Origin of the sequence: Pseudomonas sp. ADAK2 (assembly GCF_012935755.1) — a bacterium.
Lineage (GTDB): Bacteria > Pseudomonadota > Gammaproteobacteria > Pseudomonadales > Pseudomonadaceae > Aquipseudomonas.
On record NZ_CP052862.1, the window covers coordinates 6,160,535 to 6,185,198 of the forward strand.

26 protein-coding genes and 1 pseudogene are annotated in these 24,664 nt (G+C 59.3%); 13 read left to right on the plus strand and 14 right to left on the minus strand.

Annotated elements, in window-relative coordinates:
- Positions 1-17 precede the first annotated feature (17 nt).
- Positions 18-455 (plus strand): multidrug/biocide efflux PACE transporter, encoded by a 438-nt coding sequence (locus HKK52_RS28285; protein ID WP_169373486.1) that lies wholly within the window; start codon positions 18-20, stop codon positions 453-455.
- Between the two features lie 156 nt (positions 456-611).
- On the opposite strand, the gene HKK52_RS28290 is transcribed toward HKK52_RS28285, so the two are convergent.
- Entirely contained in the window at positions 612-1,538 is a 927-nt protein-coding gene (locus HKK52_RS28290; RefSeq protein WP_169373487.1) for a LysR family transcriptional regulator, read from the minus strand.
- A 114-nt stretch (positions 1,539-1,652) separates the two neighbouring features.
- On the opposite strand from HKK52_RS28290, the gene HKK52_RS28295 reads away from it, so the two are divergent.
- Positions 1,653-2,507 (plus strand): NmrA family NAD(P)-binding protein, encoded by an 855-nt coding sequence (locus HKK52_RS28295; RefSeq protein ID WP_169373488.1) that lies wholly within the window; start codon positions 1,653-1,655, stop codon positions 2,505-2,507.
- Positions 2,508-2,552: 45 nt separating this feature from the next.
- Here the strand turns inward: HKK52_RS28295 and HKK52_RS28300 are convergent, their stop codons facing one another.
- Positions 2,553-3,311 carry an SDR family NAD(P)-dependent oxidoreductase gene (locus HKK52_RS28300; protein WP_169373489.1) on the minus strand — a complete coding sequence of 253 codons (759 nt, stop codon included), beginning with the start codon at positions 3,309-3,311 and terminating at the stop codon, positions 2,553-2,555.
- 117 nt (positions 3,312-3,428) lie between these two features.
- Between HKK52_RS28300 and HKK52_RS28305 the strand changes: the two genes are divergently transcribed.
- The gene (locus HKK52_RS28305) at positions 3,429-4,325 is read left to right on the plus strand and encodes a LysR family transcriptional regulator (protein WP_169373490.1); all 897 of its coding nucleotides are present in this window, start codon (positions 3,429-3,431) and stop codon (positions 4,323-4,325) included.
- Between the two features lie 78 nt (positions 4,326-4,403).
- Here HKK52_RS28305 and HKK52_RS28310 read toward each other — a convergent pair whose 3' ends face one another.
- Together HKK52_RS28310 and HKK52_RS28315 are read right to left on the minus strand one after the other, a co-directional pair.
- Positions 4,404-6,023 carry an inorganic phosphate transporter gene (locus HKK52_RS28310; RefSeq protein WP_169373491.1) on the minus strand — a complete coding sequence of 540 codons (1,620 nt, stop codon included), beginning with the start codon at positions 6,021-6,023 and terminating at the stop codon, positions 4,404-4,406.
- A 216-nt stretch (positions 6,024-6,239) separates the two neighbouring features.
- Positions 6,240-7,262 carry a transporter gene (locus tag HKK52_RS28315; RefSeq protein ID WP_133838012.1) on the minus strand — a complete coding sequence of 341 codons (1,023 nt, stop codon included), beginning with the start codon at positions 7,260-7,262 and terminating at the stop codon, positions 6,240-6,242.
- A gap of 523 nt (positions 7,263-7,785) precedes the next feature.
- On the opposite strand from HKK52_RS28315, the gene HKK52_RS28325 reads away from it, so the two are divergent.
- Both HKK52_RS28325 and HKK52_RS28330 read left to right on the plus strand, forming a co-directional pair.
- A complete protein-coding gene (locus HKK52_RS28325; protein WP_169373492.1) occupies positions 7,786-9,408 on the plus strand; it encodes a methyl-accepting chemotaxis protein in 1,623 nt (540 codons plus the stop codon).
- Between the two features lie 111 nt (positions 9,409-9,519).
- Positions 9,520-9,957 carry a hypothetical protein gene (locus HKK52_RS28330; RefSeq protein ID WP_169373493.1) on the plus strand — a complete coding sequence of 146 codons (438 nt, stop codon included), beginning with the start codon at positions 9,520-9,522 and terminating at the stop codon, positions 9,955-9,957.
- Here HKK52_RS28330 and HKK52_RS28335 read toward each other — a convergent pair.
- The 3 genes from HKK52_RS28335 to HKK52_RS28345 all read right to left on the minus strand — a co-directional run bounded on the left by HKK52_RS28335 (position 9,954) and on the right by HKK52_RS28345 (position 12,793).
- Complete coding sequence (locus HKK52_RS28335; RefSeq protein WP_169374305.1) at positions 9,954-11,132, minus strand: GAF domain-containing sensor histidine kinase; 1,179 nt, start codon at positions 11,130-11,132, stop codon at positions 9,954-9,956. The two genes, HKK52_RS28330 and HKK52_RS28335, sit on opposite strands and share 4 nt — an antisense overlap.
- A gap of 115 nt (positions 11,133-11,247) precedes the next feature.
- A complete protein-coding gene (locus HKK52_RS28340) occupies positions 11,248-11,553 on the minus strand; it encodes a PepSY domain-containing protein (RefSeq protein ID WP_169373494.1) in 306 nt (101 codons plus the stop codon).
- Positions 11,554-11,665: 112 nt separating this feature from the next.
- Positions 11,666-12,793, minus strand: a complete 1,128-nt coding sequence (locus tag HKK52_RS28345; protein WP_169373495.1) for a glycerophosphodiester phosphodiesterase — start codon at positions 12,791-12,793, stop codon at positions 11,666-11,668.
- Positions 12,794-13,028: 235 nt separating this feature from the next.
- Here HKK52_RS28345 and HKK52_RS28350 point away from each other — a divergent pair, with 235 nt between their 5' ends.
- Positions 13,029-13,355, plus strand: a complete 327-nt coding sequence (locus HKK52_RS28350) for a DUF2025 family protein (protein ID WP_169373496.1) — start codon at positions 13,029-13,031, stop codon at positions 13,353-13,355.
- Positions 13,356-13,502: 147 nt separating this feature from the next.
- Here HKK52_RS28350 and HKK52_RS28355 read toward each other — a convergent pair.
- Positions 13,503-13,751, minus strand: a pseudogene (locus HKK52_RS28355) (hypothetical protein); the annotation flags it as partial.
- Positions 13,752-13,911: 160 nt separating this feature from the next.
- Between HKK52_RS28355 and HKK52_RS28360 the strand changes: the two are divergent.
- Complete coding sequence (locus tag HKK52_RS28360) at positions 13,912-14,076, plus strand: hypothetical protein (RefSeq protein WP_169373497.1); 165 nt, start codon at positions 13,912-13,914, stop codon at positions 14,074-14,076.
- Positions 14,077-14,224: 148 nt separating this feature from the next.
- On the opposite strand, the gene HKK52_RS28365 is transcribed toward HKK52_RS28360, so the two are convergent.
- The 3 genes from HKK52_RS28365 to HKK52_RS28375 all read right to left on the minus strand — a co-directional run bounded on the left by HKK52_RS28365 (position 14,225) and on the right by HKK52_RS28375 (position 16,647).
- Positions 14,225-14,764 carry a DUF1003 domain-containing protein gene (locus HKK52_RS28365; RefSeq protein WP_169373498.1) on the minus strand — a complete coding sequence of 180 codons (540 nt, stop codon included), beginning with the start codon at positions 14,762-14,764 and terminating at the stop codon, positions 14,225-14,227.
- A gap of 34 nt (positions 14,765-14,798) precedes the next feature.
- A complete protein-coding gene (locus HKK52_RS28370; RefSeq protein WP_169373499.1) occupies positions 14,799-15,881 on the minus strand; it encodes a diguanylate cyclase in 1,083 nt (360 codons plus the stop codon).
- 157 nt (positions 15,882-16,038) lie between these two features.
- Complete coding sequence (locus HKK52_RS28375; protein WP_169373500.1) at positions 16,039-16,647, minus strand: TetR/AcrR family transcriptional regulator; 609 nt, start codon at positions 16,645-16,647, stop codon at positions 16,039-16,041.
- A 214-nt stretch (positions 16,648-16,861) separates the two neighbouring features.
- Between HKK52_RS28375 and HKK52_RS28380 the strand changes: the two genes are divergently transcribed.
- Positions 16,862-17,911 carry an MBL fold metallo-hydrolase gene (locus HKK52_RS28380; RefSeq protein ID WP_169373501.1) on the plus strand — a complete coding sequence of 350 codons (1,050 nt, stop codon included), beginning with the start codon at positions 16,862-16,864 and terminating at the stop codon, positions 17,909-17,911.
- Positions 17,912-17,961: 50 nt separating this feature from the next.
- On the opposite strand, the gene HKK52_RS28385 is transcribed toward HKK52_RS28380, so the two are convergent.
- From HKK52_RS28385 to HKK52_RS28395, 3 genes are all read right to left on the minus strand, one after another.
- A complete protein-coding gene (locus HKK52_RS28385) occupies positions 17,962-18,186 on the minus strand; it encodes an XRE family transcriptional regulator (RefSeq protein WP_169373502.1) in 225 nt (74 codons plus the stop codon).
- A gap of 11 nt (positions 18,187-18,197) precedes the next feature.
- Positions 18,198-18,515 (minus strand): helix-turn-helix domain-containing protein, encoded by a 318-nt coding sequence (locus HKK52_RS28390; protein ID WP_169373503.1) that lies wholly within the window; start codon positions 18,513-18,515, stop codon positions 18,198-18,200.
- Between the two features lie 93 nt (positions 18,516-18,608).
- Positions 18,609-19,376 (minus strand): AraC family transcriptional regulator, encoded by a 768-nt coding sequence (locus tag HKK52_RS28395; protein ID WP_169373504.1) that lies wholly within the window; start codon positions 19,374-19,376, stop codon positions 18,609-18,611.
- Between the two features lie 112 nt (positions 19,377-19,488).
- On the opposite strand from HKK52_RS28395, the gene HKK52_RS28400 reads away from it, so the two are divergent.
- The 5 genes from HKK52_RS28400 to HKK52_RS28420 all read left to right on the plus strand — a co-directional run bounded on the left by HKK52_RS28400 (position 19,489) and on the right by HKK52_RS28420 (position 24,663).
- Entirely contained in the window at positions 19,489-20,298 is an 810-nt protein-coding gene (locus HKK52_RS28400; RefSeq protein ID WP_169373505.1) for a sulfite exporter TauE/SafE family protein, read from the plus strand.
- A 26-nt stretch (positions 20,299-20,324) separates the two neighbouring features.
- Positions 20,325-21,017 carry a DUF6933 domain-containing protein gene (locus tag HKK52_RS28405; protein ID WP_169373506.1) on the plus strand — a complete coding sequence of 231 codons (693 nt, stop codon included), beginning with the start codon at positions 20,325-20,327 and terminating at the stop codon, positions 21,015-21,017.
- A 93-nt stretch (positions 21,018-21,110) separates the two neighbouring features.
- Positions 21,111-22,268: a hypothetical protein gene (locus HKK52_RS28410; protein ID WP_169373507.1), complete on the plus strand. Its 1,158-nt coding sequence runs from the start codon at positions 21,111-21,113 to the stop codon at positions 22,266-22,268.
- A 34-nt stretch (positions 22,269-22,302) separates the two neighbouring features.
- Positions 22,303-23,457, plus strand: a complete 1,155-nt coding sequence (locus HKK52_RS28415; protein ID WP_169373508.1) for a hypothetical protein — start codon at positions 22,303-22,305, stop codon at positions 23,455-23,457.
- Positions 23,458-23,502: 45 nt separating this feature from the next.
- Entirely contained in the window at positions 23,503-24,663 is a 1,161-nt protein-coding gene (locus HKK52_RS28420) for a hypothetical protein (RefSeq protein WP_169373509.1), read from the plus strand.
- Position 24,664 lies beyond the last annotated feature (1 nt).

The following is a 24,664-nucleotide window of genomic DNA, read 5'->3' on the forward strand; positions in this document are numbered from 1 at the left end:
CACTCAGGAGTCTGGCCATGAACGCCAACAAATCCATTACTGAACGTATTTTCCAGGCCGTCGGTTTCGAACTGTTGGCCGTGTTGATCTGCACCCCGTTGCTGGCTTGGATCATGGATAAACCGATGCTGGAAATGGGCGTCGCCACCGTGGCCATCGCCGCCCTGGCCCTGGGCTGGAACGTGGTGTTCAACGGGTTTTTTGACCGCTTGCTCAAGCGCTATGAAATCGTGCGCAACGCCTGGGTGCGGGTGGTGCATGCGCTGTTGTTCGAGGGCGGCTTGATCGTGATGGGCGTGCCGCTGATTGCCTGGTGGCTGAGCGTCAGCCTGTGGCAGGCGTTCCTGCTGGACATCGGTGTGCTGCTGTTCTTCCTGCCCTACACCTATGTTTACCACTGGGGGTATGACGTGGTGCGGGAGCGGTTGGTCTTGCGCTCTTCTTGCCAGGGCTAACGATCACGGCTTGGTAGCAGCTGTCGAGCCCCGCGAGGCAGCGTTCGGCGGCGCAGCCGTCGTGAAATCAGGCTATGCGGTATGTCTGGCAGACCGCGTACGCAGGGTTTGCGACGGCTTCGCCGCCGAACGCTGCCTCGCGGTGCTCGACAGCTGCTACAAGGGGCTTGTCGCTCCGTTACACAACTCACTCACAAACCCCAAAAACGCCCGCACCTTCGCCGCCGGCAAATGCCGCGACGGGTACAACGCATACAACGGAAACCGCTCATCCGGCCAATCGGGGAACAACTCCACCAACCTACCTTCCGCCAACGCCGGAGCAATCCCCAAATCCAGCACTTGGGCAATCGCCTCGCCACTTTCGCACACGCTGTGCAACGTCCCCACATCATTGACCAACAACCGACAATGCGGCTGCACATGCAGCACCGCGCGCCCCGGGCGATGAAATTCCCAGCCAAATGGGCGCGCCGTTTGCGGATCGCGAAACTGCACGCACGTGTGTCGCTCGTCTTCCATATCCAATGGCGCCAACGGTCGTCCGTGGCGCTTCAAGTACGCCGGCGACGCCAGCGTCAGCACCCGCACCTCCAACAACTTGCGCGCCACCAGCGATGACGACTGCGGATGGCCGAAACGCACCGCCAGATCAAATCCTTCCGCCACCATGTCCCCGAGCTGATCGCGGGTTTGCAACTCCAGGTACAGCTCGGGATAGCGCGCCATGAACTGCCCCAGCTTCGGCCCGAGGATCAGCCGCGAAAAATACGGGTCCATGTTCACCCGCAGCCGTCCGCGCACCTGGGTGGCGCTGGTCGAGGCCGAGTTGGCTGCTTCTTCCAGACTGGCCAGCAACGGCGCGATTTCACCATGGAAGCGCCGACCTTCATCGGTCAGCGTGACCGTACGCGTGGTGCGATCAAACAGGCGAATGCCCAGGCGTTTTTCCAATCGGGCGATGGCGCGGCTGACACCCGACGGCGTCAGTTCCAGCGCCTCGGCCGCCCGCACGAAACTGCCGCCATCGACCACCGCGCTGAACACGCCCATGCCGCTGGCAAGGCTCGCATCAAAACTCATTGATGACTCCAGATCATTTGTCCAATGACATTCATGCTATCGGAGAATGTTCGCCCTGCACCCAATAATTGCGTCCATCGCGACAACCGTCGCCATCGCGCAGGAGAACAGCTGATGTACGCAGTCATGGGCATTACCGGGAAAGTGGGCGGCGCGGTCGCCCGGACGTTGCTGGCCGCCGGGCATCCGGTACGCGCGGTAGTGCGCAGTATTGATAAAGGCGCGGTGTGGGTCCGGCAGGGGTGTGAATCGGTGGTGGCGGATGTCGATGACCGTAACGCCCTGATTGGGGCGTTTACCGGTGTAAAAGGCGTGTTCGTGATGATGCCGTCGAATTTTGACCCGTCCCCAGGTTTCCCGGAAACCCGGCACGTGGTGGAGAACATTCGCTCGGCGCTGGAAGCTGCACGGCCCGGCAAAGTCGTGGGGCTGTCGACCATCGGCGCTCAGGCTTCTCAGCCGAACCTGCTTAATCAATTACGTTTGCTGGAGTTGGCGCTTAACAAGCTTGCATTGCCCGTCACCCTGTTACGACCCGCCTGGTTCATGGAAAACGCTTTATGGGATGTCGAGCACGCGGTCGGCTCAGGCGGGATTCCAAGCTTCCTGCAACCGTTGGATAAGCCCGTGCCGATGATCGCCACCGCCGACGTCGGTCGCGTCGCCGCTGAGCTTTTGCTGGAGGATTGGCACGGTCAACGCGTCGTCGAACTGGAAGGCCCGCAACGGATCACGCCGTTGCAACTGGGCGCCGGGTTCAGCGAACTGCTGGGCAAACCGGTGCGTATGCACGTCGTGCCACGGGAGACCTGGCAGGGATTGTTTGAAAGTCAGGGGATGAACCACCCGTTGCCACGGATGCAAATGATCGACGGCTTCAACGAAGGCTGGATCGAGTTTGAAGGTGAACCGCGCAAGGGCCGGGTCGAGTTGTTGACGGTTCTCGCGCAACTGTTGGCCCGCCAGTAATGCGATAAGCGGGCTGATCGTCAGCCCGCTCCATCGCGATGTTGCTTACAAAAACATCCCGCCCGACGCCTCGATGCGCTGGCCGTTGATCCACTGGCCGCCCGGCGACAACAACAGCGCAATCGCCGCACCAATGTCATCCGGCTGACCGGCGCGACCCAGCGCCGTATTGCTCGCGACCATCTGGTTCACCGCGCCATTATCGCGCACCGTGCCGCCGCCGAAATCAGTCTCGATGGCCCCCGGCGCCAGGATATTTACCGCAATCCCGCGCTCGCCAAGTTCCTTGGCCTGATACCGGGTCAACACTTCCATCGCGCCTTTCATCGCCGCATAAGCGGCGTAACCCGGCAAGCTGAAACGGGCCAGACCGCTGGAAATATTGACGATGCGCCCGCCGTCGTTCATCAGCGGCAACAAGTTCTGCGTGAGGAAAAACGGGCCTTTGAAATGGATATTCACCAGCAGGTCGAACTGCTCGACGGTGGTGTCGACGAAGCTGGCGTGCACACCAATCCCGGCGTTGTTCACCAGGAAATCGAAGTGCTGGCGATCAAAGTGGTTCTTCAACACATTCGCGACTTCGCTGCTGAAGGCGCCGAAACGATCACTCTGGCCAACATCGAGTTGCAGCATGGCGGCGCGGCCACCGAGGTTTTCGATTTCCGCGACCAGGGCCTGGGCTTCATCGGCGCGGCTGTTGTAGGTGCCGATGATGTCGATGCCTTGGGTAGCGAGGTGCAGCGCGGTGCTTTTGCCCAGGCCGCGGCTGGCGCCAGTGATCAATGCGATTTTACGGTTCATGGGATTTCCTCAAGCGTGGGTGAGCGATGTGAGGAAGTTTATTTATCCGGTTGGCAGTGATAAATAGGGGTAAATCGGAATCACTGATCGGTTAATCCGAACAATAAAGGTCGGCCCATGAATAAGCTGGAACTGCTGCGCACCTTCGTCCGCGTCAGCGAGATGTCGAGTTTCACCCTTGCCGGCGAAAGCCTGGGCTTGCCCCGGTCCACGGTCTCGGAGCATATCCAGGCGCTGGAAACCCTGCTGGGCACGCGGCTGCTGCAACGCACCACGCGCAAGGTTCAGGCAACGCAGGACGGCCTGGCGTTGTACGAGCGCAGCAAGGATTTGCTGTCGCACATGGATGAAATCGAAGGCCTGTTCAAACAGGACGAAGCCTCGCTGGCCGGGCGGATTCGCATCGACATGCCGAGCATTCTGGCGCGGCGCCTGGTCATGCCGCGCCTGCCGGAATTCATGGCTCGGCATCCGCTTCTGGAGCTGGAAATCAGCAGCACCGATCGCCGGGTCGATTTGCTCAGCGAAGGCTTTGATTGTGTGTTGCGGGTCGGTGCGCAGCCGGATCAATCGGTGGTCGCCCGCCATGTGTGCGACTTTGCCATGGTCAACTGCGCCAGCCCTGCTTACCTGCAACGCTATGGCGTGCCGCGAAGTCTTGACGATTTGGCAGAGCATCGACTGGTGCATTACGTCGGTGTGTTGGGTTCGCGGTCGGAAGGGTTTTTGTACGAAGAGGAGGGCAAGCTGCAGCGCGTGGCGATGGCCGGCAGCATTACGGTGAACAACACCGATGGCTATGAGTCGGCGTGCCTGGGTGGGTTCGGCTTGATCCAGGCGCCACGGACGGGCATGCAGCCGTACTTGCTCAGCGGTGAATTGGTGGCGGTCCTGCCGCAGTTCAACGCACCGTCGATGGAAGTGTCGCTGCTGTATGCACGGCAACGGCATTTACCGTTGCGGGTGCGGGCGTTCATGGAGTGGCTGGCACAAATCATCCAGACCAGCCTCTGATCTGTAGGAGCAAGGCTTGCCCGCGATGGCGTTCTTGAAATCGCTATCGCGGGCATGCCTTGCTCCTACAGGGGCGGGTCAGAAAATCTTGGTGAACAACCAGTACAAACTGCCCGACAACAGGATCGCCGCCGGCAAGGTCAGCACCCAGGCCATCAGCAGGTTGCGGATGGTCTTCATCTGCAAACCGCCGCCATTGGCGACCATGCTCCCGGCCACCCCCGAGGACAACACGTGGGTGGTCGATACCGGCAGACCGAACATGTCGGCGGCGCCGATGGTCAGCATCGCCACGGTTTCGGCGGATGCGCCCTGGGCATACGTCAGGTGGGTCTTGCCGATTTTTTCACCGACCGTCACCACGATGCGCTTCCAGCCAACCATGGTGCCCAAGCCCAGGGCGATGGCCACCGCGATCTTCACCCACAGCGGAATGAAGCGTGTGGAGTTGTCGATCTGCTGCTTGAACAGTTGCAGCTTGCCGCTGGTGTCGGCGTCGAAATTGCCGACCTTGTTCTTGTCCATCAGGCGAATGGTTTCGCTGGTCAGGTACATGTCGTTACGCACGTTACCCACGGCCTCGGCCGGGACTTTCGACAGCGAGCCATAACCCTTCACTTCGTTGCCGATATTGCCGGCCAGCGCAGCGAGGGCAGGGATCAGTTGCGGCGTGGCTTCTTTGCTGCGCACGTAATCGGACAGCACCGCACGCGGGTTGCCAGGTGCTGGCAGCGGCGTGGTTTTCACCAGTGCTTGCTGGGTGACTTCAGCCACGGCGGCGAACTGCAGCGCCTGATCGGCGGGCATGGTGCGGTTCAGTGCATACGCCATCGGCAGGGTGCCGACCAGGATCAACATGATCAAGCCCATGCCTTTCTGGCCGTCGTTGGAACCGTGGGCGAAGGACACGCCGGTGCAGGTCAGGATCAACAGACCGCGAATCCACCACGGTGGCGGCGCGTCGCCTTCCGGAGCCTTGTACAGCGCGCGATTCTTGACGAAGGCACGCAGGGCCAGCAGCAACAGCGCGGCACAACCGAAGCCCACCAGCGGCGATAGCAGCAATGCATAACCGATCTTGGTCGCCTGCGCCCAATCCACGCCGCTGGTGCCATCACGGCCGTGCATCAGGGCATTGGCCACGCCGACGCCGATGATCGAACCGATCAGTGTGTGCGACGACGAGGCCGGCAAGCCGAGCCACCAGGTGCCGAGGTTCCACAGGATCGCGGCGATCAACAGGGCGAAGATCATGGCGAAACCGGCGGAGGAGCCGACTTGCAGAATCAGTTCCACCGGCAGCAACGCGATGATGCCGAACGCCACCGCGCCGCTCGACAGCAACACCCCGAGGAAGTTGAAAAAACCGGACCAGGCCACCGCGAAGTTCGGCGGCAGCGAGTTGGTGTAAATCACCGTGGCCACGGCGTTGGCGGTGTCGTGGAAGCCGTTGACGAATTCAAAACCGAGGGCGATCAGCAGCGCCACGCCGAGCAGCAGAAACGGCGTCCAGGTGGTCACCACCGTGCCGAGTTCGTGCATGTCGTGCATCAGGCTGTAAGCGGTGAACAACAAACCACTGGCCAATACGCCGAAGAAAATGACGAGGGTGAACAGGCCGGGTTTTTTATCAAGCTGCGGTCTGGCGCTGCTGGCGCTGGCGGGCGCCTGGGCAGTGGTATAGGAAGGAGTAGCCATCACGGACAATCCTGATGAGGGAAGGAGTGTCGCCCATGATCGTTTCAAAATGTGACAGAGAGACTGCGGTGGGTCAGTGTTTGGGGGTTTTTACCTACTGATCGTTCCCACGCTCCGCGTGAGAATGCCTCCCCGGACGCTCTGCGTCCGCTTTGGGACGCGGAGCGTCCCTGGCTGCATTCCCACGCGGAGCGTGGGAACGATCACTGGGGTGCGTTAATAATCCTGGCGCTTACGAAACGCCCAACGCCCGGCGATCAAGGTAAAGGTCGCCACCAGCGCCACCAGAATCCAGAAACCTTCCGGGTCGCCGGAGAGCGGCACGCCACCCACATTCATCCCGAAAAAACCGGCAATGATGTTGATCGGCAACGCCAGCACCGTGACCACCGTCAGGGTAAACAGCGTGCGGTTGCTCTGTTCGTTGAGGTTGGCGGCGATTTCTTCCTGCAACAGCTTGATCCGTTCACCGAGGGCCGTGAGGTCGTTGATGATCAACGCAAACTCCTCGGTGGATTTGCGCAGCTCCTTCACGTCTTCCTTCTGCAACCATTGCGGTGGCCGATTGAGCAAACGCAGCAACGACCCCGGCTCCAGCGCCAGCAGCCTTTGCAGGCGCACCAGCACCCGACGATTGGCGCCCAGTTCGGCACGGTTGGTCGACAGCCGCGAGGACAGCAATTCATCTTCGATCTGATCGACACTTTGGCTGGTCTTGCGCACGATCTGCGTCAGCACTTCGCCCTGATCGCGCAGCAAGTGCACGAGCAATTCCAGTGGCGAGCGAAAGCATTCCCCGGCCTTCACCGAGGAGCGCAACTTGTCCACCGAGTGCAGCGGTTGCAGGCGCGCGCTGATGATCAGCTTGCTGCGGGCACAGACCCACAGCGTCGACACATCCGAAGACACCATGCTGCTGAGGTTGAACACCACATCGTTGACCACCGCCAACAACGCCGAATCGACATGTTCGATGCGGGTCGAGCGCGAGCCCTCGTGCAGCGCCTCGAAAAACTCCTCGGGCAATTCCAGATGACTTTTCATCCAGCGCTCGCACGCGGCGTGGGCCAGGTTCAGGTGCAGCCAGAGGAATTCGTCGCTGTCTTCAGACTGTTGCAAACAGCGCAGCGCCTCGGCCGAATCGATCTCCCGGCCACGCTCCCCCGGACGAAAACGGAAGCCGTACAGCAAGCCGAACAAGTCAGTGTCGCGGTGAGTGTGATCGATGCTGTGGTTCATGAGGTCTCGCTGGGGAGGGGCATTCGGCCGTAGCAACGTGGAAACGTAGCAACGCAGCAACGTAGCAACGTAGCAACGTAGCAGCTGTCAAGCGGAGCGAGGCAGCGTTCGGCGACGAAGTCGTCGTCAAACCTGAGCTCGCGGTTTTCCTGAAACACCCCGGTGCCTGATTTCACGACGGCTTCGCCGCCGAACGCTGCCTCGCTCCGCTCGACAGCTGCTACGGGAGCTACGGGAGCCACGGGAGCTACGGGAGCTACGGGAGCCACGGGAGCCACGGGAGCTACGGCAGTTGCTACCGGGCATCATCGCAAGGCTTCTTGACGGTTTTGTGACAGGTGTGTGGCGCGCAAACGTGTGCGCAACCAGCGGTCGGAATTGATTCAAGAACCGCTCTGGCACGCCGATGACGCAGGTGTTAGGTTGCGCGGCTTCGGCCACGCGCCGGGATCGCAGACAGGGAAGTTTGGACGTCTTTCACGCCCAATCAGGCGTGCCTCATTCCTGTCATGAGTATCACTCGATGCTGCAAAAATCCCTGAGAGCCCAAATTCTCGCATTGCTCGGTGGCAGCCTGTTGGCGATGTTGCTGATCGCTTTGGCTTGCTTTCACTTCCTGTCCAGTGGCGTGCAAAGTTACGCCAACCTGATCGACGGACCGCTGCACACCTCGCAACTGATCGATGAAGCCAACCTGCAATTCAAGGTGCAGGTTCAGGAGTGGAAAAATGTCCTGCTGCGGGGCAAGCAGCCGGCCGACCTGGACAAATACTGGAAGCAATTCGAAGACCGCCAGCGCGACGTGCAGGGCATCCTCGGCGAACTGGCGAGCCAGAAAGGCCTGGACGGCCAGCTCAAGACCCGCATCGAACGCCTGCGTGACGAGCATCGCCAGTTGGGCAGCGCTTACCAGAAAGGTCGCGATGCCTACGTCGCCGCCGGTGCCGATCCAACCGCCGGCGACACTGCGGTCAAAGGCGTGGACCGCGCCACCAGCGATCAGATGAGCGAACTGGTCGGCGAATTGCGCAAGCAGGGCACCGAGCAATCGGCGCTGATCAGTGCCGGTGCCGAGCGCACGGTCATGCTCGGGATTATCGTGATGCTCGCCTCGGGCCTGTTGATCGGCCTGTTGAGCCTGTGGCTGATCAACCGCAACCTGGTGGACCCGATCCGCAAACTGATCGACTACGTGGCGCAACTGAGCCAGGGCAAGTTCGCCGAGCGCGTGGCCAGCAGCCGTGAAGACGAACTGGGCAAACTGGCCATGGCCGCCAACACCTTGCGCGACTTCCTCGCCGAAACCTTCAACCGCTTGCAGCGCAGCGCCAAGGATCTGGACAGCGCCAGCGGCGAGTTGAACGCCATTGCCGGCCTCATGGCCAGCGGTACCAACGAGCAATTCAACCGCACTGATCAGGTAGCGACGGCGATGAATGAAATGTCCGCCACCGCCCAGGAAGTGGCGCGTCACGCTGCCGACGCCGCCCGTGCCGCCGACGATGCCGACCAGTCCGCCCAGCAAGGCGAAAAGGTCATGCAGGGCACCATCCACACCATCACCCAGATGCGCGGCGAAATCGCCAATACGGCCACGGTCATCCGTCGTCTGGAAACCGACAGCGGCCGTATCGGCAAAGTGCTGGAAGTGATTCGCGGCATCGCCGAGCAGACCAATCTGCTGGCGCTCAACGCCGCCATCGAAGCGGCCCGTGCCGGTGAAGCCGGACGCGGTTTTGCGGTGGTGGCCGACGAAGTGCGCAGCCTGGCCCAGCGCACGGCGGCGTCGATCATCGAGATCAACCAGATCATCCAGACTGTGCAAACCGGTGCCGTAGATGCTGCCCAAGCCATTGAAAGCGGCCAGTCCCGCAGCGAAGAAAGTGTCGCGCAAGTGACCGAGGCCGGCGCCATGCTGGAGCGCATCACCCATGCCGTGGAAGCCATCCGCGACATGAACCGCCAGATCGCCACCGCCGCCGAAGAACAGACGTCGGTGGCCGAAGACATTTCGCGCAACCTCACCGAAATCACCACGATTGCCAGCACCAACCTGGACAACGTGCAACGCACCGAAGCCGCCAGCCACAACCTGCACGGCTTGTCGGGGCAGTTGAATGAAGTCACGGCGCGCCTCAGCGCTTAAGCAAAGAGACTGTGTACCGGTTCGCTTACCAAACCGGTACACAGTCGATCTCAAGTGCGGCCAGCGGATGTCGATGATGGGGTTAACCTGAACCCACATAGGACAAGTCCCATGGTCAGCATCACCTCGGTTTCGATCAACCAGACCCTTTCCACACCGACCAGCAAAACCGCGATCAGCGACAGCACCGACGACGCTACGTCAGCGACCGCAGCGACTTCCAGCGATACCACCAAGGCTTCCGCCGGAGGTGCGGCGCCAGCGGCCGGTGGGGGAAATTCGAGCAGCAGCACGGAATCCGACACGGTGAAAGAGTTGCGCAAGCAGATCGCCGAGTTGCAAAAGCAATTGCAGGAACAACAGCAGCAACTGCAAGCGGCTCAGGCCAGGCAGGAAAGCGCCGATGCCAAAGCCGCCGATGTCGCCGCCGCGCAATCACAGATCGCGACGACCTCGGGCTCGTTGCAAACCGCCACAGCGGCGTTGTTGCAGGCGTTGCAGCAGGAGGGCAGCAGCACGTCGGGGTCGATGGTTAGTACGTCGGCTTAACGGGTTGCCGGCAGGCGGAAGGTAAACAGCGTGCCGTTCTGCACGGTGGACGCCACGTGCAGTTGGCCGCCATGGGACTGGGCAATCTGGCTGGCAATGTAGAGGCCCAGTCCGAGGCCGGCCTGGGGCGTGTCGCGGGTCGGTCGCGAGTAGGGCTGGAACAGCTGGGGCAGCACGGCTTCGGGGATTGTCCCCGGATTTTTCACCGCCAGCATCAAGGCGCCCTGATCCACCTGCGCGATGACTTCGATGTCACCTCGGACATCGCCGTGGGCAATGGCATTGGCCAGCAGGTTGGAGAGCAATTGCGCGACGCGCTCGCGATCGCAATGAACGCCTTGCAAGTCGCCGATCGAGGCGCGGATGACCCGTTGCGGGTGCACGCCCTGTATCTCTGAAATCACATGCTGCAAGGCATCGCCCAGGTCCGGGCAAGTGGCGATGTCGAGCGGGATGCCGTTGCCCAGACGTCCACGGGCGAAGTCCAGCACGTCGTCCACCAGTTGCGCGGCGCGCCGGGCGCTGGTGAGGATGTGCTGCACCAGTTTGTCGCTGCCCGGATTGGCGAATTTGCGCTGAAGCATTTCGGCGGCGGCGCTGATCGCGAACAGCGGGTTGCGCAGGTCATGGCCGAGCACGGCGATGAACTGTTCGCGCAGTTCGGCGGTTTGCCGTTCCTGTTGCAGGTCCGCTTCGGTCTGTTGCAGGTTTTCTTCGGCTTCGATCTGCAGTGACAGCACCCTGGCGAACGACTCCATGGTGGTCTGGATCGCGCTGCTCTTGAGCTCGGCCGGGTTGGGGTCGAGGGCGCAGATGGTGCCGAAGAAACGTCCGTCGGTGCGAAACACCGGGACCGAAATATAGCTTTCGAATTGGTACAGGCGCGGGGTGTGGTGATCGCGGTACAGCGGGTCTTCACTGGCCTTGTCGATCACCACCGACATGTGGGCCTCGCGGATTTCATGGCACAGGGTGGAGACCACGTCCAGTTCGCCGCCGACCTTGAGGCCAAAGTCCAGTTGATCGAGCACGGCGCAGGCCGTCCAGGAATCCTCGGTGACACGGGCCACGGCGGCAAAGCGCAGGCCGGTCATTTCCCGGATCACCTGAAGAATCGCCGGCACGGCGCTGATGCGGCCGATGGTGGCGATGTCTGCTGCCGCTGTTTGCTCCATCTTCATTGATCTCTGCGTGAACCCGTGTGGGATTCTAGCGACCCTGGCGCGCGCAGGCATAAAAAAACGCACGACCCGAAGATCGTGCGTTATTTGGATTTCGTATTGCGGGGGATTATGTGTCTTGCTTGTTGCTCAGGACTTTGCCGGTGGTGGCATCGAAATCCACGTCCCATTCAACGCCTTCGGCGGTGCGCAATTCGACTTCGTATTCATAGCCGTTGAAGTGGTTGTCCAGATCGGTGTCGGTGATGGTCGCGCCCGGATGCAGCTTCAGCGCAGCCTGGTTCATTTCTTCCAGTGGCTTGATTTTGCCGCTTTTGACCAGCTCAGGGATCTGGTCGACACGAATGTCAGCCTGGGCGATGCCGGCAGTAAGGGTCAGGGCAGCGGCGGTGAACAGGGCAGTCAGGGTTTTCATAAGAGTCTTTCCTTGGGGTGATCTGTTTAAGTGGGCTCAGGTTAAGCGGCGCAACTTAATTCACCCTTAATTGCTCGCGAAGAAGTCGACGCCGTCTCGCGTCAGACGTCGATCAGTAACCGTTGTTCTGCAGCAATTGCGCCACGGTGCCTGCCGCCGGGCGTTTGTAGAACTTCAGCAGTTCGCTGGCGCGGTTGGTGAAGATGCCGTCGACACCGGCGTCCATCACCTTCTGATAATCCACGGCATCGTCGATGGTGTAGACGTGCACCAGCAGGCCCTGATCGTGGGTGAACTGGTTCATCCATGGCTTGACCAGGTCCGAATAGCTCTGATCGCCGCCCTTGGTCAGCGCCGCCGAAGGACCGGTGCCGATTGCGCCCTGGGCCTTGGCGTACTCGACCCATTGCTGGAATTCGGCTTTGCTTTTCGGTTCTTGCTTGGCGTAGTAAGTGGCTTTGTCCTTGTCACCGGACTCGGCGAAGGTCACTTTGGATTTCGGCTCGATGCTGCCGTCACCGACCCACAACAGCAGGATCTTCGGCACGTTCGGCATTTCTGCTTGCAGCAGTTCGAGGCTGCTCTTCTCGAAGGTTTGCAGCACGACTTTGCCTTTGCCTTGGCCGACCGCAATCGCGCTCTTCGCCAGTTTCGAACCGACCGGGCTCAGCCAGCCGCGATCCTGGAGTTTCTCCTTGAGGTCGCGCTCGATGCCGGGGAATTGCTTCGGCTCTTTGGTTTCGATGTACAGGCCGGGCTTGTGCAGTGGGTTGCCCTGGGCGATGTCGATGATTTCATCGAGGGTCAGGATTTTCAGGCCGACGTAAGAAGGACGCGCACGATCCGGGTAAGCGGCGTTGAACCAGCTGCCGGCGTCGAGGGTTTTCAGTTCGGCGATGGTGAACTGGTTGGCCGGGGCGTCCTTGCGCTCGGGGAACTTGGTGGCGACGTCGGTGGTGCGCTGCAAGTTGTTGTCGTGCAGGGCGAACAGCACGCCGTCCTTGCTGCGCTGCAGGTCCATTTCCAGGTAATCGGCGCCCAGGTCGCGGGCCAGTCTGTAGGAAGCGGCGGTGGATTCCGGGGCATCGAAGGACGCGCCACGGTGGGCAATCACGGCCGGATGCGGAATGCCCAGCGTGGTCGCCCGTGCAGTGGGGCTGGGCTGGGTGGCGGCCTGTGCCTGGCCGAGGCCGAGCAACAGGCTCAGTACCAAGGCGCTCTTGGTGAAGGTAGCAGGCATGGTCGAGGTCCTTTCGCAGAGGTTTTCAAAGACGTACCTTTTAACAACTGAGCGCCGCGAGCGCTATCGCCAGACCGACATAAACGTGTTTAAAGCGATTTTTTTCAGCGCTTTTGTGCGGTTCTTTGCAGTACTCTTGGCCCCGGCAGTTTCCCCGGCAGAGGGAAAGCCGTTCCCCAGCCTTGCGTGTAAACCATCGATCACCGGTCCCTTTGCGACCTTTTGTGAGGTTTATATGCGCATCACTTCCCAGCTCATCTGCCAGGCCGCCGACCAACTCAAAGGCTTCGTCGGCCTCAATCGCAAGACCGGCCAGTACATCGTGCGTTTCAGCGAAGACTCCTTCGGCATGGACGTGGCGGATGACGGCATCATCCCCACCAGCGAATTCGTCTGGGCGCCGGGCCCCGAGCAGGCGATGACGCTTAAGCGCGAGTTGATTCAGTTGTTGCTGGATCAGAACATCGATGACCGGATCAACGTTACCGAGCCGTTGCGGGTGTATATGCATCGACTGGAAGTGCCGGAGATTTCGGCGGTGCGCAGTTTGGTGCAGGGTTAAGGTCAAAAGATCGCAGCCTTCGGCAGCTCCTGCAGGAACTGCCGATCTTCAGCGCTGTTAAACCGATTTTTCAAACCGATAGGCCCGCTCGACTGCGCAGGGAGGTAAAGATCACCGCGTAGTAAGGCGGTGATGGAGTCTTGGCGATCATGATTTCTGCTTCGCGCAGGCGTCGATCAGGGCGCCCACCAGCGGCGGCAACGTACCTTTGAGCGCGGCACGTTCCGGTTGGAACAAAGTAGCGACGAAGAACGGATGACCTTGCAGCTCCACCGCCCGCAAATCGCCATTCGAATCGTGACCGACGGCGTTGAGTTGCCCGTTCAACAGCGCCTGTTCGAACTGCGGATTCACACCGTAGCGGCAGCGATAGCCTTCGTGAACCTCGGACGTTTCATTGCCCGCGCCGTTTCCGCGGCACCCGGAAAAACGCCTTCGAAAACTGGGTATTCGTCCTATGGCTACTGTCGTTTTTTCTGATTATTCAGGCTCGTCTCGACCTATAACTTTAGCGCTATGACATTCGATTCAATCGCTGATCCAAGGAAGGGTAAGGATGAAAAAAGCGGCTCAACGGCTGTTGGCCTTGTGTGTTTTGGGTGCTTCGGGACAAGCCATGTCCCAGCCGTTCACCTGTGGCGGGCACTTTTTGGGAAGTGACACGCAAGCTCAACTTGCCCAAGCCATTATCGAGGACGGCGGCCGGGCGGACGGTGTTTAACGGGTGTTTTCCATTTGCCAGAGGGGGGGGGATCGAGATCGTATTGGACGGTAACCATCAGACATGGACCAAAAGCTATAAAAAGCGCTGGCAGCAGCGAGTCGTCACACTGCCCCAGGTGCCGGCGGATAAGGTGGTCGTTCGCTGATCAGAGGTTCGGCTCATCCTTGCGCACAAAATGCTGATGCATTTCCGACGTCAGGTTTTCGATCCGTTCGGTCAGGGCCTTGGTCATTTCGGTGAGGCGGGTGTTCTGTTCCAGCAGTTCCAGCAACTGCGCAGTGTTCTGCGCGGCCTGGGCCTGGCGCTCGCTGTTGGCGACGGCCAGGGCTTCGCGGTGTTGCGCGTCGGCGTCGGACTGGGCTTTGTCCCGCGCGGCCTGACGGGTCTGGGCCAGCAGGATCAGTGGCGCGGCGTAAGCCGATTGCAGGCTGAAGGCCAGGTTGAGCAGGATGAACGGGTACAGGTCAAAGTGCGCCACGCCGAACAGATTCAGGCAGACCCACAGCACCACGATCAGGGTTTGCGCACCAAGAAACGTCGGGGTGCCGAAGAACCGCGCAAACGCCTCGGCGCGCAGGGCGAATTTGTCGTTGCCGAAGGTCGGCGCCAGGTGAGCGTGAGGGCGATGGAAGCGCAGGTGATCGACAGGGGCGGCGGGCTTGGTGTCGGGCTTGGTTGAATTCATGGTGCGCTCGGCAGGGAATCGGGACTTGGGGTCACTATAGTCCTGCGCAGGCGTCGGTTGTCTGAATCAATGTTGAATGGCTCGACGCCATACTGATCTTGTTGCGACCGGTGTTTTTCGCGGTGTAAAGGGCTTTGTCGGCGTCGTTGAGCCAGGTAATCGCGTCGGCGAAAGGCGTTTGGTACGCGGCCAGGCCGATGCTCAGCTTGATGCGCAGTTCGGGCACGTGCGGGTGGCGATATTCGTTGAGCACTTCGCGCAAACGTTCCATTGCTTCCCTGGCTTGCTGCAACGACATGTTCGGCAGGATCACGCAGAACTCGTCACCGCCATAGCGGCCGGCCAGATCGCTTTCACGCAGGGTGCGCTTGAGTTCCACGCTCAATTGCCGCAGCACCGTATCGCCGACGATATGCCCGTAGGTGTCGTTGATCGCCTTGAAGTGATCGATGTCGATCAGGGCAATCACCGACGCACCCTGATTCTGCAGGCACTGCTGGAACTTGACGTGCAGCAGGTCCTTCCAGGCGCCGTGGTTGAGCAGGCCGGTCAAACTGTCCGTGCGGCTCAAGGCGCTCAAGGTGCGCTTGTGTTCGGCGAGTTTGAACGCCAGTCGATAACACACCATGCCCACCGCCAAGGGGTAAAGGGTCAGCGATGGCAGGCAGGCCCACACTTGGATCGGCGTGGCCGTCGGGGTAAAGCCGATGCCGAACACGAGCCAGGCAATGATGACGCCGACCATTTGCGCCAGGGCGCCGTAGAGGAACAGCCTCGGGCCACCGGCTGCGACGTTGTTCATCGTCATCATCGACAGAATGGTCACGGTCACGATCGGGTTGAACTGAGCGGCGGCCGCCCAGAAACCGCCGCACAACGAATCGCCAATGATATTGCGGCGTTCAGCCTGATAAGGAAACGGCGAGCGGGTGGCCATCTGGTAAGCGAGATGGGGCCAGACGAAGCCATTGAGCAGCATCAGCACCCAGACCCAGCCCGGCATGTTCAAGGGATATAGCGCGGCGGTCACACAAATACAGCCAATGCCCAGACCGACCGTTCTGGGCATGTAAATGCGTCGGGCGAACGAAAGGCCCTTGCCGCGTTGGTTTTCCATAATTCCCTGCGCCAGATTCATTCTGAAACACATTGCGGTGTTTTATTCAGAGTTACCGTTCATCGGTAAAGCGGCAGACATTGTCATTTATTCCAACGGGAATAATCAGTGTCCTTGGGAGCCATTTAACGCGGGCGCAGGTACGGCGGGACTTGATCTAGAGCTGATAACAGGCCAGGAACATGTCCATGGCGGATTCGACGACCGTGCTTTGTACCTCGGGCGAAAGGCCGGTCTGGCCCATGGAAATCTGCGGCCAGAACCCGAAGGACTTGAGCAAGCCCTGGACCTGCTGCGCGGCAAACTCCGGGGCGACCGGTTTCAGTCGGCCATCGGCCTGGGCCGCCCGAATCCACAGGGTCAGACCCTCTTCGCGTTCGCCCATGCGGGTGATCATGTTTTGCGCACGTTCGGGCGAATGAATGGTCGCGGCAATGGCCACCCGCGCGAGGTCGAGAAAGTTGTTATCGCCCATCATCTGCATTTTCGCCAGCAGGAGCTGACGAAGCTGATCGCGCAGGGGCAGCTCAGGGCGGTACGAGGTGTCCTGTTCTTCCGTCACCCGCGCCCACAACTGGTTGAGAATTTCGGCGAACAGCTCTTCTTTGCTCGGGAAGTGGTTGTACACCGTGCGCTTCGACACGCCCGCCGTGGCGGCGATCTTGTCCATGCTGGTGATCTCGAAACCGTTGCTACGGAATTCGGTAATCGCCGCCTGGATGATGGCTTCGCGTTTTCGGTCGGTCAGGCGCTGTGGAGCTGTCATAAGTACGCTTCGGCAGGGAAAAGTTGGAATTACACTCAGCAGTTTACTTGTCGCCGGGATTGATGCAACCTAGAAACTACACTGTGCAGTGTAATGCTTGGTTAATCCTGCACCGTGAACAATAGATCTCCGGCTGATGCGTGCGTGCCTTGGCCATTTATCGTCCCAAAGCGGAAAACCGTGAGTTGCGCGGTTTTTCTGGAGTCATTCAGTCATGGCCATTACGACTTCCCCAATGAACAAAGCCACCCAGCCTGAAGCTTCCCGTCAGGTAGAAGGGCACTTCCACAATCACCAACCGGTCCAGCGCGAAGGCTTTCGCAAAATGCTGCGCATCATGTGGAACATGATCTTCCACAAACCGCGCAGCACCCGCCCAAGCGCTGCCATCCCGGTGCAAACGTTGACCCAGGCCGCGTTGATCGCTGCACCTAATCACAGCGTCTACCGCCTCGGCCACTCCACCGTACTGCTCAAGTTGCGGGACAAATTCTGGATCACCGACCCGGTGTTCGCCGAGCGTGCCTCCCCGGTGCAATGGGCCGGACCCAAGCGTTTCCACCAGCCGCCGATCAGCCTGGAAGAATTGCCGCCAATTGAAGCGGTGATCCTGTCCCACGACCACTATGACCACCTCGACTACAACGCGGTGCTTAAACTGGCGGACAAAACTAAGTATTTCCTCACGCCGTTGGGCGTCGGCGATACCCTGATCAAGTGGGGCATCGACGCCAGCAAAGTCCGCCAACTGGATTGGTGGCAGGGCACCGAAGTCGATGGCATTCAATTCGTCGCTACACCGTCGCAGCATTTTTCCGGCCGCGGCCTGTTCGATGGCAACAGTACGCTGTGGGCCTCGTGGGTGATGATCGATGGCAACACCCGCATCTTCTTCAGTGGCGATACCGGCTACTTCGACGGCTTCAAACGCATCGGCGAACAGTACGGCCCGTTCGACCTGACGCTGATGGAAACCGGTGCCTACAACGTCGAATGGCCACACGTGCACATGCAACCCGAACAAACCCTGCAAGCCCACATCGACCTCAAAGGGCGCTGGCTGCTGCCGATTCACAACGGCACCTTCGACCTGTCGATGCACGCCTGGTACGAACCCTTCGATCGCATCCTGGCGCTGGCCTGGGAGCGGAATGTGTCGATCAGTACGCCGCAAATGGGCGAGGCGTTCAACGTGATGTATCCGCAACGTGGCAACGCGTGGTGGTCAGGCGTGGAAGACGTAAGCGATCAGGTAACGGCGTAGAGCGTTGCCCTTGCGGGCCCTCCGCCATGGGAGTGGCCCGGGATCTACCTCTACAAGCGCTGCGTTTCACCCTTCAGAAGGTCCAGATGGTCCAGGATCTTCGTCACGGTCAAATCGTCCAGTCGTCCTTGAAGCATTTCATCCAGCTCTTCCTCGGACAATCCGAGTTTTTGCGCCGCCTCGGTCTTACTCAGATCACCGTTATCGAGGAGCATGCCGATCCTCATGACGTATTCGGCTTTGCCCCGCGCGACACCTGCATCGATATCACTCATCTGCTGACACCTCACTCAACCATCGCATAATCCGGTCGCGCCACCGGATCCGGCGTCGACCCTTTCACATTCATCCCTCTACCCGGTGCAAACCCGGGGAAGAACACCAGGCCTTCCGATTCAAACCGATATGCCAACGCCAGCCGCGTGACATCCAGCACATCGCGCTCGGCCTCGAATCGCTCGATGGCGTCCACGGAAACCCCGGATTCGCGCGACAGTTCTTCCACGCTCCAACCCAGCATCGCTCGGGCCTGGGCGCTGTGGGCCGGGGTGAATTGGAAGAGGGCGATACGTTCCAGGGTGATTTTCATCGCAAGAGAGGCCATGGTGTTCTCCGGGCTCGAGAGTGCTGATTTAAAATGTACTGTGTTTTTGTACAGTTGTTTCGGGCCCGGATCAAACGCATTTTTTGATTTGTGCTATTTCGCCGCATCCATCCAGACGGACGGTGCCTGCCCCAGCACCCGGCGAAACATCGTCGAGAACGCCGCCGGGCTGTCGTAGCCGAAGTCGATGGCGATCCGCGTCACCGGCGTCCCCTCCGCCAGCCGCGCCAGGGCCAGCACTACGCACGCTTGTTGCCGCCATTGGCTGAAACTCAGGCCGGTCTGTTGGCGGAACAGGCGATTAAAGGTGCGCAGGCTGATGTGCAATTGATCGGCCCAGTGCTGCGGCGCTTGATGGATATTGGGCTGCTGAAGAAACGTCTGACACAACCCGAGCAGTCGCCCTTCAACAGGCAACGGAATGTGCAACGGCAGAGGCGCACTGCGGGCCAGTTCGTGCAGCAGCAAATCCATCAGCACACCGTCGCGTCCGGCTTCGTCGTAGGCCAGCGGCACCTCCACCGCCTCCATCAATAAATGCCGCATCAACGGTGAAACATTGAGTACCTGGCAACGACTCCCCAGATCGACTGCAGTCGGCTCGATGTACAAACTCCGCGTACTCACCCCCAGCATCAACACTTCATGGGCCACCCCCGCCGGGATCCACACCGCCCGTTGCGGCGGCACCACCCAATTGCCGTCGTGGGTGCTGACCTGCATCACCCCGGTGGCACCGTATAGGAGTTGTGCCCGTCGGTGTGTATGAAGGGGCAGCACATGTCCGTGGGAATAATCCGTACCGATCGCCACCACTGGCCGTGGCGTATCGTCCAGCAAATTGATCGAAACATTGCGCATCAAGCGGTACCCAGCGATTGGCGTAAACGCAAACATTATTGGCCGGCTTGCTGAAGCAGGCCAAGCGGCATCGCTCTATCGTCGACCGCTCCCAACCACTGGACGACGCGCGATGTTCTATCTCTTACTGACTCTCTTCGGCTGCATGACCGGCATCACCGCCGTGCTGTTCGGCTTCGGCGGCGGCTTCGTCGTGGTGCCGCTGCTGTACCGCATGCTCATGGCGAGCCATGGCGCCGACGACCCTGTCGGTCAATCGGCGATGCACATTGCCGTGGCCACTTCGACCTGCGTGATGATCGTCAACGCGCTGATCGCCACCGGAAAACATCACCGCGCCGGTAGTCTGATTCGCCATTACCTGTGGCCGTTGGGTGGATACATCGGATTAGGCGCAATTGTCGGCGCCGTTGCGGCGATATGGGCCAATGGTGAAGTGATTCGCTATGCCTTCATCGTGTACCTGGGGATTACGATTCTGGACTGCCTGTTCCGGCGTGGTTTTCTCACACACTCGGATAACGGAGTCCCACGCCGATTGGGAAGGGTAGAGGTATCGGGTGTAGGAATCGGCGCTATCGCAACCTTTCTCGGCGTGGGCGGCAGTGTCATGACCGTGCCGTTACTGCGGCGTTGTGGCCTGAGCATGTCGCAAGCCACGTCCATGGCCAATCCGCTGAGTTTGCCCGTGGCCCTGGCCGGGACGCTGACGTACATGGCGATGGCCGGGTTCACCGAGTTTGATTTGGGCCCGTGGTTTATCGGGTATGTGGATGTGTTGGCGTTTGCGATATTGGCGGCGGGATCGATCATCGGCATGAGGCTGGCTACGCCTTGGATCGGGCGGATACCGGATCGCGTGCATGCGTGGGTCTACATTGGTTTGCTGCTTTTAGTGATGCTTGGTATGTGGGTTAATTAAGTGCACCTAAAACTTGAGGGCCATTGATGTTGATCTTTAACTGCACCGAAGCAGCCAGCCAGTTTTTCAGTCGTGTCCAAAAGGGTAGAACAATCACGCCCGTGGACTTCAATCCGCCATCGCCCACTCCTGAAGAAGATGAACTCAGTGATCTGACAGAACAATGGCTGGTTCACGCCATTACGGTTCAGCGCAAACATGTGCTGTTAGTCATGCACATCAAAACCCGTTACTGCATGATTTTCGCGGACGCGAAAAAGGCTGACGTTGCCGGATTTATTCAACGCTTCTCTGAGCGCTGGCTCTACGGTTTGATGCGCCATGCGACGCAGAATGACTTGTTTCAATGGATCGACGGCGGTCTCATGGAGCAGCGTTATGAGCAGGCCTGTAGCGAGTATGTTTTCTATAAACGCCGGCATCGCGGTGCGCAAAAGCACATCGACGAAATTTCCTGGATTTTCCAGAGTTACGCCGCCGAATGGGGCTCACTACCGGCTGACGAATACGAAGCTGGCCGCTTCGACGCACGGAGGAATGACACCCCGCGACTGAGTAAAGGCCATAAGGACTATTACTGGCCCGATGAAGAAATGATTGCGCACTGGTTACGCACTTACTCCGGCCAGAATGAACAAGGCGTTCAGGCTGCACGTGATCGGCTTAATGCAGTGAAGCGCGAGATTGGGCAGTTGCAGTCGCAACTGGCGCAGCAATGATCGACATTGCGGCATCGATTGTTTGACGGCTATTCGCCATAATCCGCGCCCATTACAAGCGGGCAAACGCTCACTTCCTTCAAGGATGATTTGATGTTCAACGGATTGTGTCGTCTGACTGGCGTTATCGCGCTGGCGTGCTCAACGTTTTCTACGCCGCTGTGGGCTGAAAACAGCGCTCAGGTGTACACCGGAACCTTGGGCAAAACGCCGATTGTGCTGGAGATGTATCCCGATTCGGGGACCGGCCGCTACTTCTACCAGAAGTACCGCAAGGATCTGGTGCTCAGCGGCACAAAGGAAGGGAACGCCCTTGTTCTCAAGGAGGGTGAAGAACCTTACGGCGAGGACAAGCCGCGCCCGACAATTCGCTTGCAGCCCACACCTGAAGGCTGGGCCGGCGAATGGATCAGCCCTGAAGGTAAAGTGCTGAAGATTGAGTTGGAGCATGCCAAGCGCCCACCACTACCCGCCAATACTTTGCCCTATCTAACCAGGCTCCATGATCAGGAACCTTATGAGTATCTGCGTCTGCATGGTCTGAAACTCAAACAAGGCAAGACCGAGACGTTCAACGGCTATTCGCTGCAATGGTGGAGTGAGCCGCAGACGAAGTTGACGATATTTGAAGTGGTTTCCGGCTATACCCCTGAAGCGCGCGATCGCATTAATCGGCAGTTGATGGATCGATTGTGGCGGGAAGTGGTGGGGTACTACGGGTGTCTCGCTGGCGGTAGAGATACGTCGCTTATCCAAACGATGACACCGCTGCTGATCACCTCATCGGTTATCAGCGTGAACGTTGAGACCGAGGGGCGTTGTGGCGGCCAGCACCCGGATTACAGCGAGGCTCCCATTAACCTGGATGCCAAAACCGGTAAGTCCCTGACGTTAGAAGACGTCCTCTGGGTCGGGCAGGGTAAACCGCTGCATTACGAAGAGTTGAATGACGAACAAACCCCGGACGCGCGCGAAGTTTATTCCGAGTACCGCGCTAAAAAACTTGCACCTTGGCTAGTCGAACAGTTGCATAAGCTTCATCCCGATCAGATACCAGGCAGCGACGAGAACTGTGCTTACGGTGAAGCAGACCGTTGGATCCTCCCTACTTGGTATTTCACTGAAAAAGGCATCAAGTTAGAGCCTTACTTCTCTCACGCGCAAGCGCCGTGTGGGTATGTGGAGTGGAGTGTTTTGCCCTATAGCCTCATCAAACAACACCCCGGCGGTGTCGCGCTGCAATTGCCTTAAGGCTGGATTCGGCCACTTATCCAAGGAAGATCTGATGTTCAAAGGATTGCGCTGGTTGGCCGGGGTTGTCGTAACGGCATGCTTAACGTTTTCGTCTGTGATTTGGGCTGACGCCAGCACTCAGCTCTACACCGGGACCTTGGGTAAAATGCCGATTGTGCTGGAAATGAATCCCGACTCTGGCGATGGTCGTTACTTCTACCAAAAGTACCGTAAGGACTTGATTCTCAGCCTTACAAAAGAAGGGGAAATACTTGTACTGGAGGAAGGGGGCGAAAGTCAGCCTCACCCGACCATGCGCCTGAAACCCACGCCGGATGGCTGGTCTGGCGAGTGGGCCAGTGCCAAGGGCAAAGTGATGAAGATGGAGCTGCAGCAAGCCAAACTTGCGCCAGTGCCCGCCGATACCTTGCCCTATCTCGTCCAACTTCATGACAAGTTGCCCTACGAATACCTGCGCTTGCTAGGCCTGAAACTCAAACAAGGCCAGACCGAAAACTTCATGGGCTACACCCTGCAATGGTGGAGCGAGCCGCAATCCCAAGTGCAACTGTTCGAAGTCGTTTCGGGTTATCCCGCTGAAGTGCTTCAACGCATCAATCAGCGACTGATGGCGCGTTTGTGGCAGGGCGTCGGGGGGACTTTGGAGTGCACTGTAGATGGTGCCCCGGGGTCCTATTTTCAAACAAGTCATCCCGTATGGATGTCGCCTTCGGTGATGAGCGTCATTACCGCCACCGACTTCTATTGCGGTGGTCTTCATCCGAATCTGGACAACGAATCGCTCAACTTTGATACCAGGACCGGCAATGTCCTGACGCTTGATGATGTGCTGTGGGTGGGGCAGGGCAAACCCGTGCATTTCGAAGAGGGCTTTGATTACTCATCCCCGGCGTTCAAAGCTCATTATGAATATCGTAATAAAGAACTGGCGCCGTGGCTGGTGGCACAATTGCTCAAACTCAACCCCAGCGAAATGACGGCAAAGCCCGAAGTGGAGGAGAACGATTGCGTCTACAACGACGATAACCTTTGGAATTCCCCTCTCTGGTACTTCACCGAAAAAGGCCTCAAGTTGGAGCCCGTTTTTGTTCACGCGGCGGCTGCGTGCCGAGACATTGACTGGAGCGTTCTGCCTTACAACCTCATCAAACAACACCCCGGCGGCGTAACGCTGCAACTGCCTTAAACTGCAACCCACCAGTTCCCGCTGACTTTTCCAAAGGATGATTCGATGTTCAAAGGACTCTCGTGCCTCATACCCTGCGCCGCTTTGTTTCTTACGGTTGTCTCAACCGCCCATGCCGAATTCGGCGGGCAGGTGTTCACCGGCACCCTGGGCAAGATGCCGATTGTCCTGGAACTGAACACCCGCGACGCGAGCGAAGTGAGTGGTCGCTATTTCTACGAGAAATTCCATCGCGACCTGGAGCTAAGCGGAACGCTACAGGCCAAAACCCTGACGCTCAACGAGGGCAACAATCGCTACGGCGAGAACAAGCCCCTGCCCACCCTGAAGCTGAAACAAACCGCCAACGGCTGGCAGGGCGAATGGAAAAGTTCCAAGGGTAAAACCCTGCCAGTGCAGTTGACCGAGGCCAAACTCCCGACCACGGCGGCGGACGCGTTGCCCTTCATTGCAGCGCTACCGAAAAGCGATCCTTATGAGTACCTGCGCCTGCAAGGGTTGAAGCTCAAGCCTGGCAAGAAAGAAACGTTCATGGGCTACGGTTTGCAATGGTGGAGCGAGCCCGAGTCCAGGGTTTCGCTGTTCAGCGTCGAATCCGGCTACCCGAAGGCTGATCAGGATCGCGTCAATCAACAGCTGCTGGGGCGACTCTGGAGCGAGGCCATCGACTATTACGGCTGCCAGCTGCGGGGCGGGGAGAGTGCCGAGTTCGAACAAGGCGCCACCCCGACATTCCTGTCGCCGGACGTGGTCAGCGTGAGCATCTCCATCGGCTACGATTGCGGTGGTGCGCATCCGGACTTTGGCGATTCACCGCTTAATTTCGACGTTCATACCGGCCAAGTCTTATCGCTGACCGACGTGCTCTGGATTGGCGAGGCGGATAAACCTGCGACGGCAACCATCAGTGACGCACAAGCCAGCGCTCAACGCGACGTCCTGGTGCCTTGGCTGATTCAGCAGTTCTCCGCGCTCTACCCGGATGAAATGAAAAAGCCGGTTGAAGGCGATGAAGACAATTGCGACTTCACCGACGAAAGTGTCTGGGGTTACTCCAACTGGCACTTCACCGCGAAGGGCTTATATCTGGGGCCGTACTTCGCGCGAGCCCAAAGAAACTGCGACGGCCCGGAGTGGCCGGTACTGCCTTACTCGCTGGTCAAACAGCACCCTGGCGCGATAAAACTGGAGTTGCCCAAAGGTTAAT

Coding starts and splice junctions, on each gene's coding strand:
- HKK52_RS28285 (WP_169373486.1), top strand. CDS start 18: ATGAACGCCAACAAATCCATTACTGAACGTATTTTCCAGGCCGTCGGT.
- HKK52_RS28290 (WP_169373487.1), bottom strand. CDS start 1,538: ATGAGTTTTGATGCGAGCCTTGCCAGCGGCATGGGCGTGTTCAGCGCG.
- HKK52_RS28295 (WP_169373488.1), top strand. CDS start 1,653: ATGTACGCAGTCATGGGCATTACCGGGAAAGTGGGCGGCGCGGTCGCC.
- HKK52_RS28300 (WP_169373489.1), bottom strand. CDS start 3,311: ATGAACCGTAAAATCGCATTGATCACTGGCGCCAGCCGCGGCCTGGGC.
- HKK52_RS28305 (WP_169373490.1), top strand. CDS start 3,429: ATGAATAAGCTGGAACTGCTGCGCACCTTCGTCCGCGTCAGCGAGATG.
- HKK52_RS28310 (WP_169373491.1), bottom strand. CDS start 6,023: ATGGCTACTCCTTCCTATACCACTGCCCAGGCGCCCGCCAGCGCCAGC.
- HKK52_RS28315 (WP_133838012.1), bottom strand. CDS start 7,262: ATGAACCACAGCATCGATCACACTCACCGCGACACTGACTTGTTCGGC.
- HKK52_RS28325 (WP_169373492.1), top strand. CDS start 7,786: ATGCTGCAAAAATCCCTGAGAGCCCAAATTCTCGCATTGCTCGGTGGC.
- HKK52_RS28330 (WP_169373493.1), top strand. CDS start 9,520: ATGGTCAGCATCACCTCGGTTTCGATCAACCAGACCCTTTCCACACCG.
- HKK52_RS28335 (WP_169374305.1), bottom strand. CDS start 11,132: ATGGAGCAAACAGCGGCAGCAGACATCGCCACCATCGGCCGCATCAGC.
- HKK52_RS28340 (WP_169373494.1), bottom strand. CDS start 11,553: ATGAAAACCCTGACTGCCCTGTTCACCGCCGCTGCCCTGACCCTTACT.
- HKK52_RS28345 (WP_169373495.1), bottom strand. CDS start 12,793: ATGCCTGCTACCTTCACCAAGAGCGCCTTGGTACTGAGCCTGTTGCTC.
- HKK52_RS28350 (WP_169373496.1), top strand. CDS start 13,029: ATGCGCATCACTTCCCAGCTCATCTGCCAGGCCGCCGACCAACTCAAA.
- HKK52_RS28360 (WP_169373497.1), top strand. CDS start 13,912: ATGAAAAAAGCGGCTCAACGGCTGTTGGCCTTGTGTGTTTTGGGTGCT.
- HKK52_RS28365 (WP_169373498.1), bottom strand. CDS start 14,764: ATGAATTCAACCAAGCCCGACACCAAGCCCGCCGCCCCTGTCGATCAC.
- HKK52_RS28370 (WP_169373499.1), bottom strand. CDS start 15,881: ATGGAAAACCAACGCGGCAAGGGCCTTTCGTTCGCCCGACGCATTTAC.
- HKK52_RS28375 (WP_169373500.1), bottom strand. CDS start 16,647: ATGACAGCTCCACAGCGCCTGACCGACCGAAAACGCGAAGCCATCATC.
- HKK52_RS28380 (WP_169373501.1), top strand. CDS start 16,862: ATGGCCATTACGACTTCCCCAATGAACAAAGCCACCCAGCCTGAAGCT.
- HKK52_RS28385 (WP_169373502.1), bottom strand. CDS start 18,186: ATGAGTGATATCGATGCAGGTGTCGCGCGGGGCAAAGCCGAATACGTC.
- HKK52_RS28390 (WP_169373503.1), bottom strand. CDS start 18,515: ATGGCCTCTCTTGCGATGAAAATCACCCTGGAACGTATCGCCCTCTTC.
- HKK52_RS28395 (WP_169373504.1), bottom strand. CDS start 19,376: ATGCGCAATGTTTCGATCAATTTGCTGGACGATACGCCACGGCCAGTG.
- HKK52_RS28400 (WP_169373505.1), top strand. CDS start 19,489: ATGTTCTATCTCTTACTGACTCTCTTCGGCTGCATGACCGGCATCACC.
- HKK52_RS28405 (WP_169373506.1), top strand. CDS start 20,325: ATGTTGATCTTTAACTGCACCGAAGCAGCCAGCCAGTTTTTCAGTCGT.
- HKK52_RS28410 (WP_169373507.1), top strand. CDS start 21,111: ATGTTCAACGGATTGTGTCGTCTGACTGGCGTTATCGCGCTGGCGTGC.
- HKK52_RS28415 (WP_169373508.1), top strand. CDS start 22,303: ATGTTCAAAGGATTGCGCTGGTTGGCCGGGGTTGTCGTAACGGCATGC.
- HKK52_RS28420 (WP_169373509.1), top strand. CDS start 23,503: ATGTTCAAAGGACTCTCGTGCCTCATACCCTGCGCCGCTTTGTTTCTT.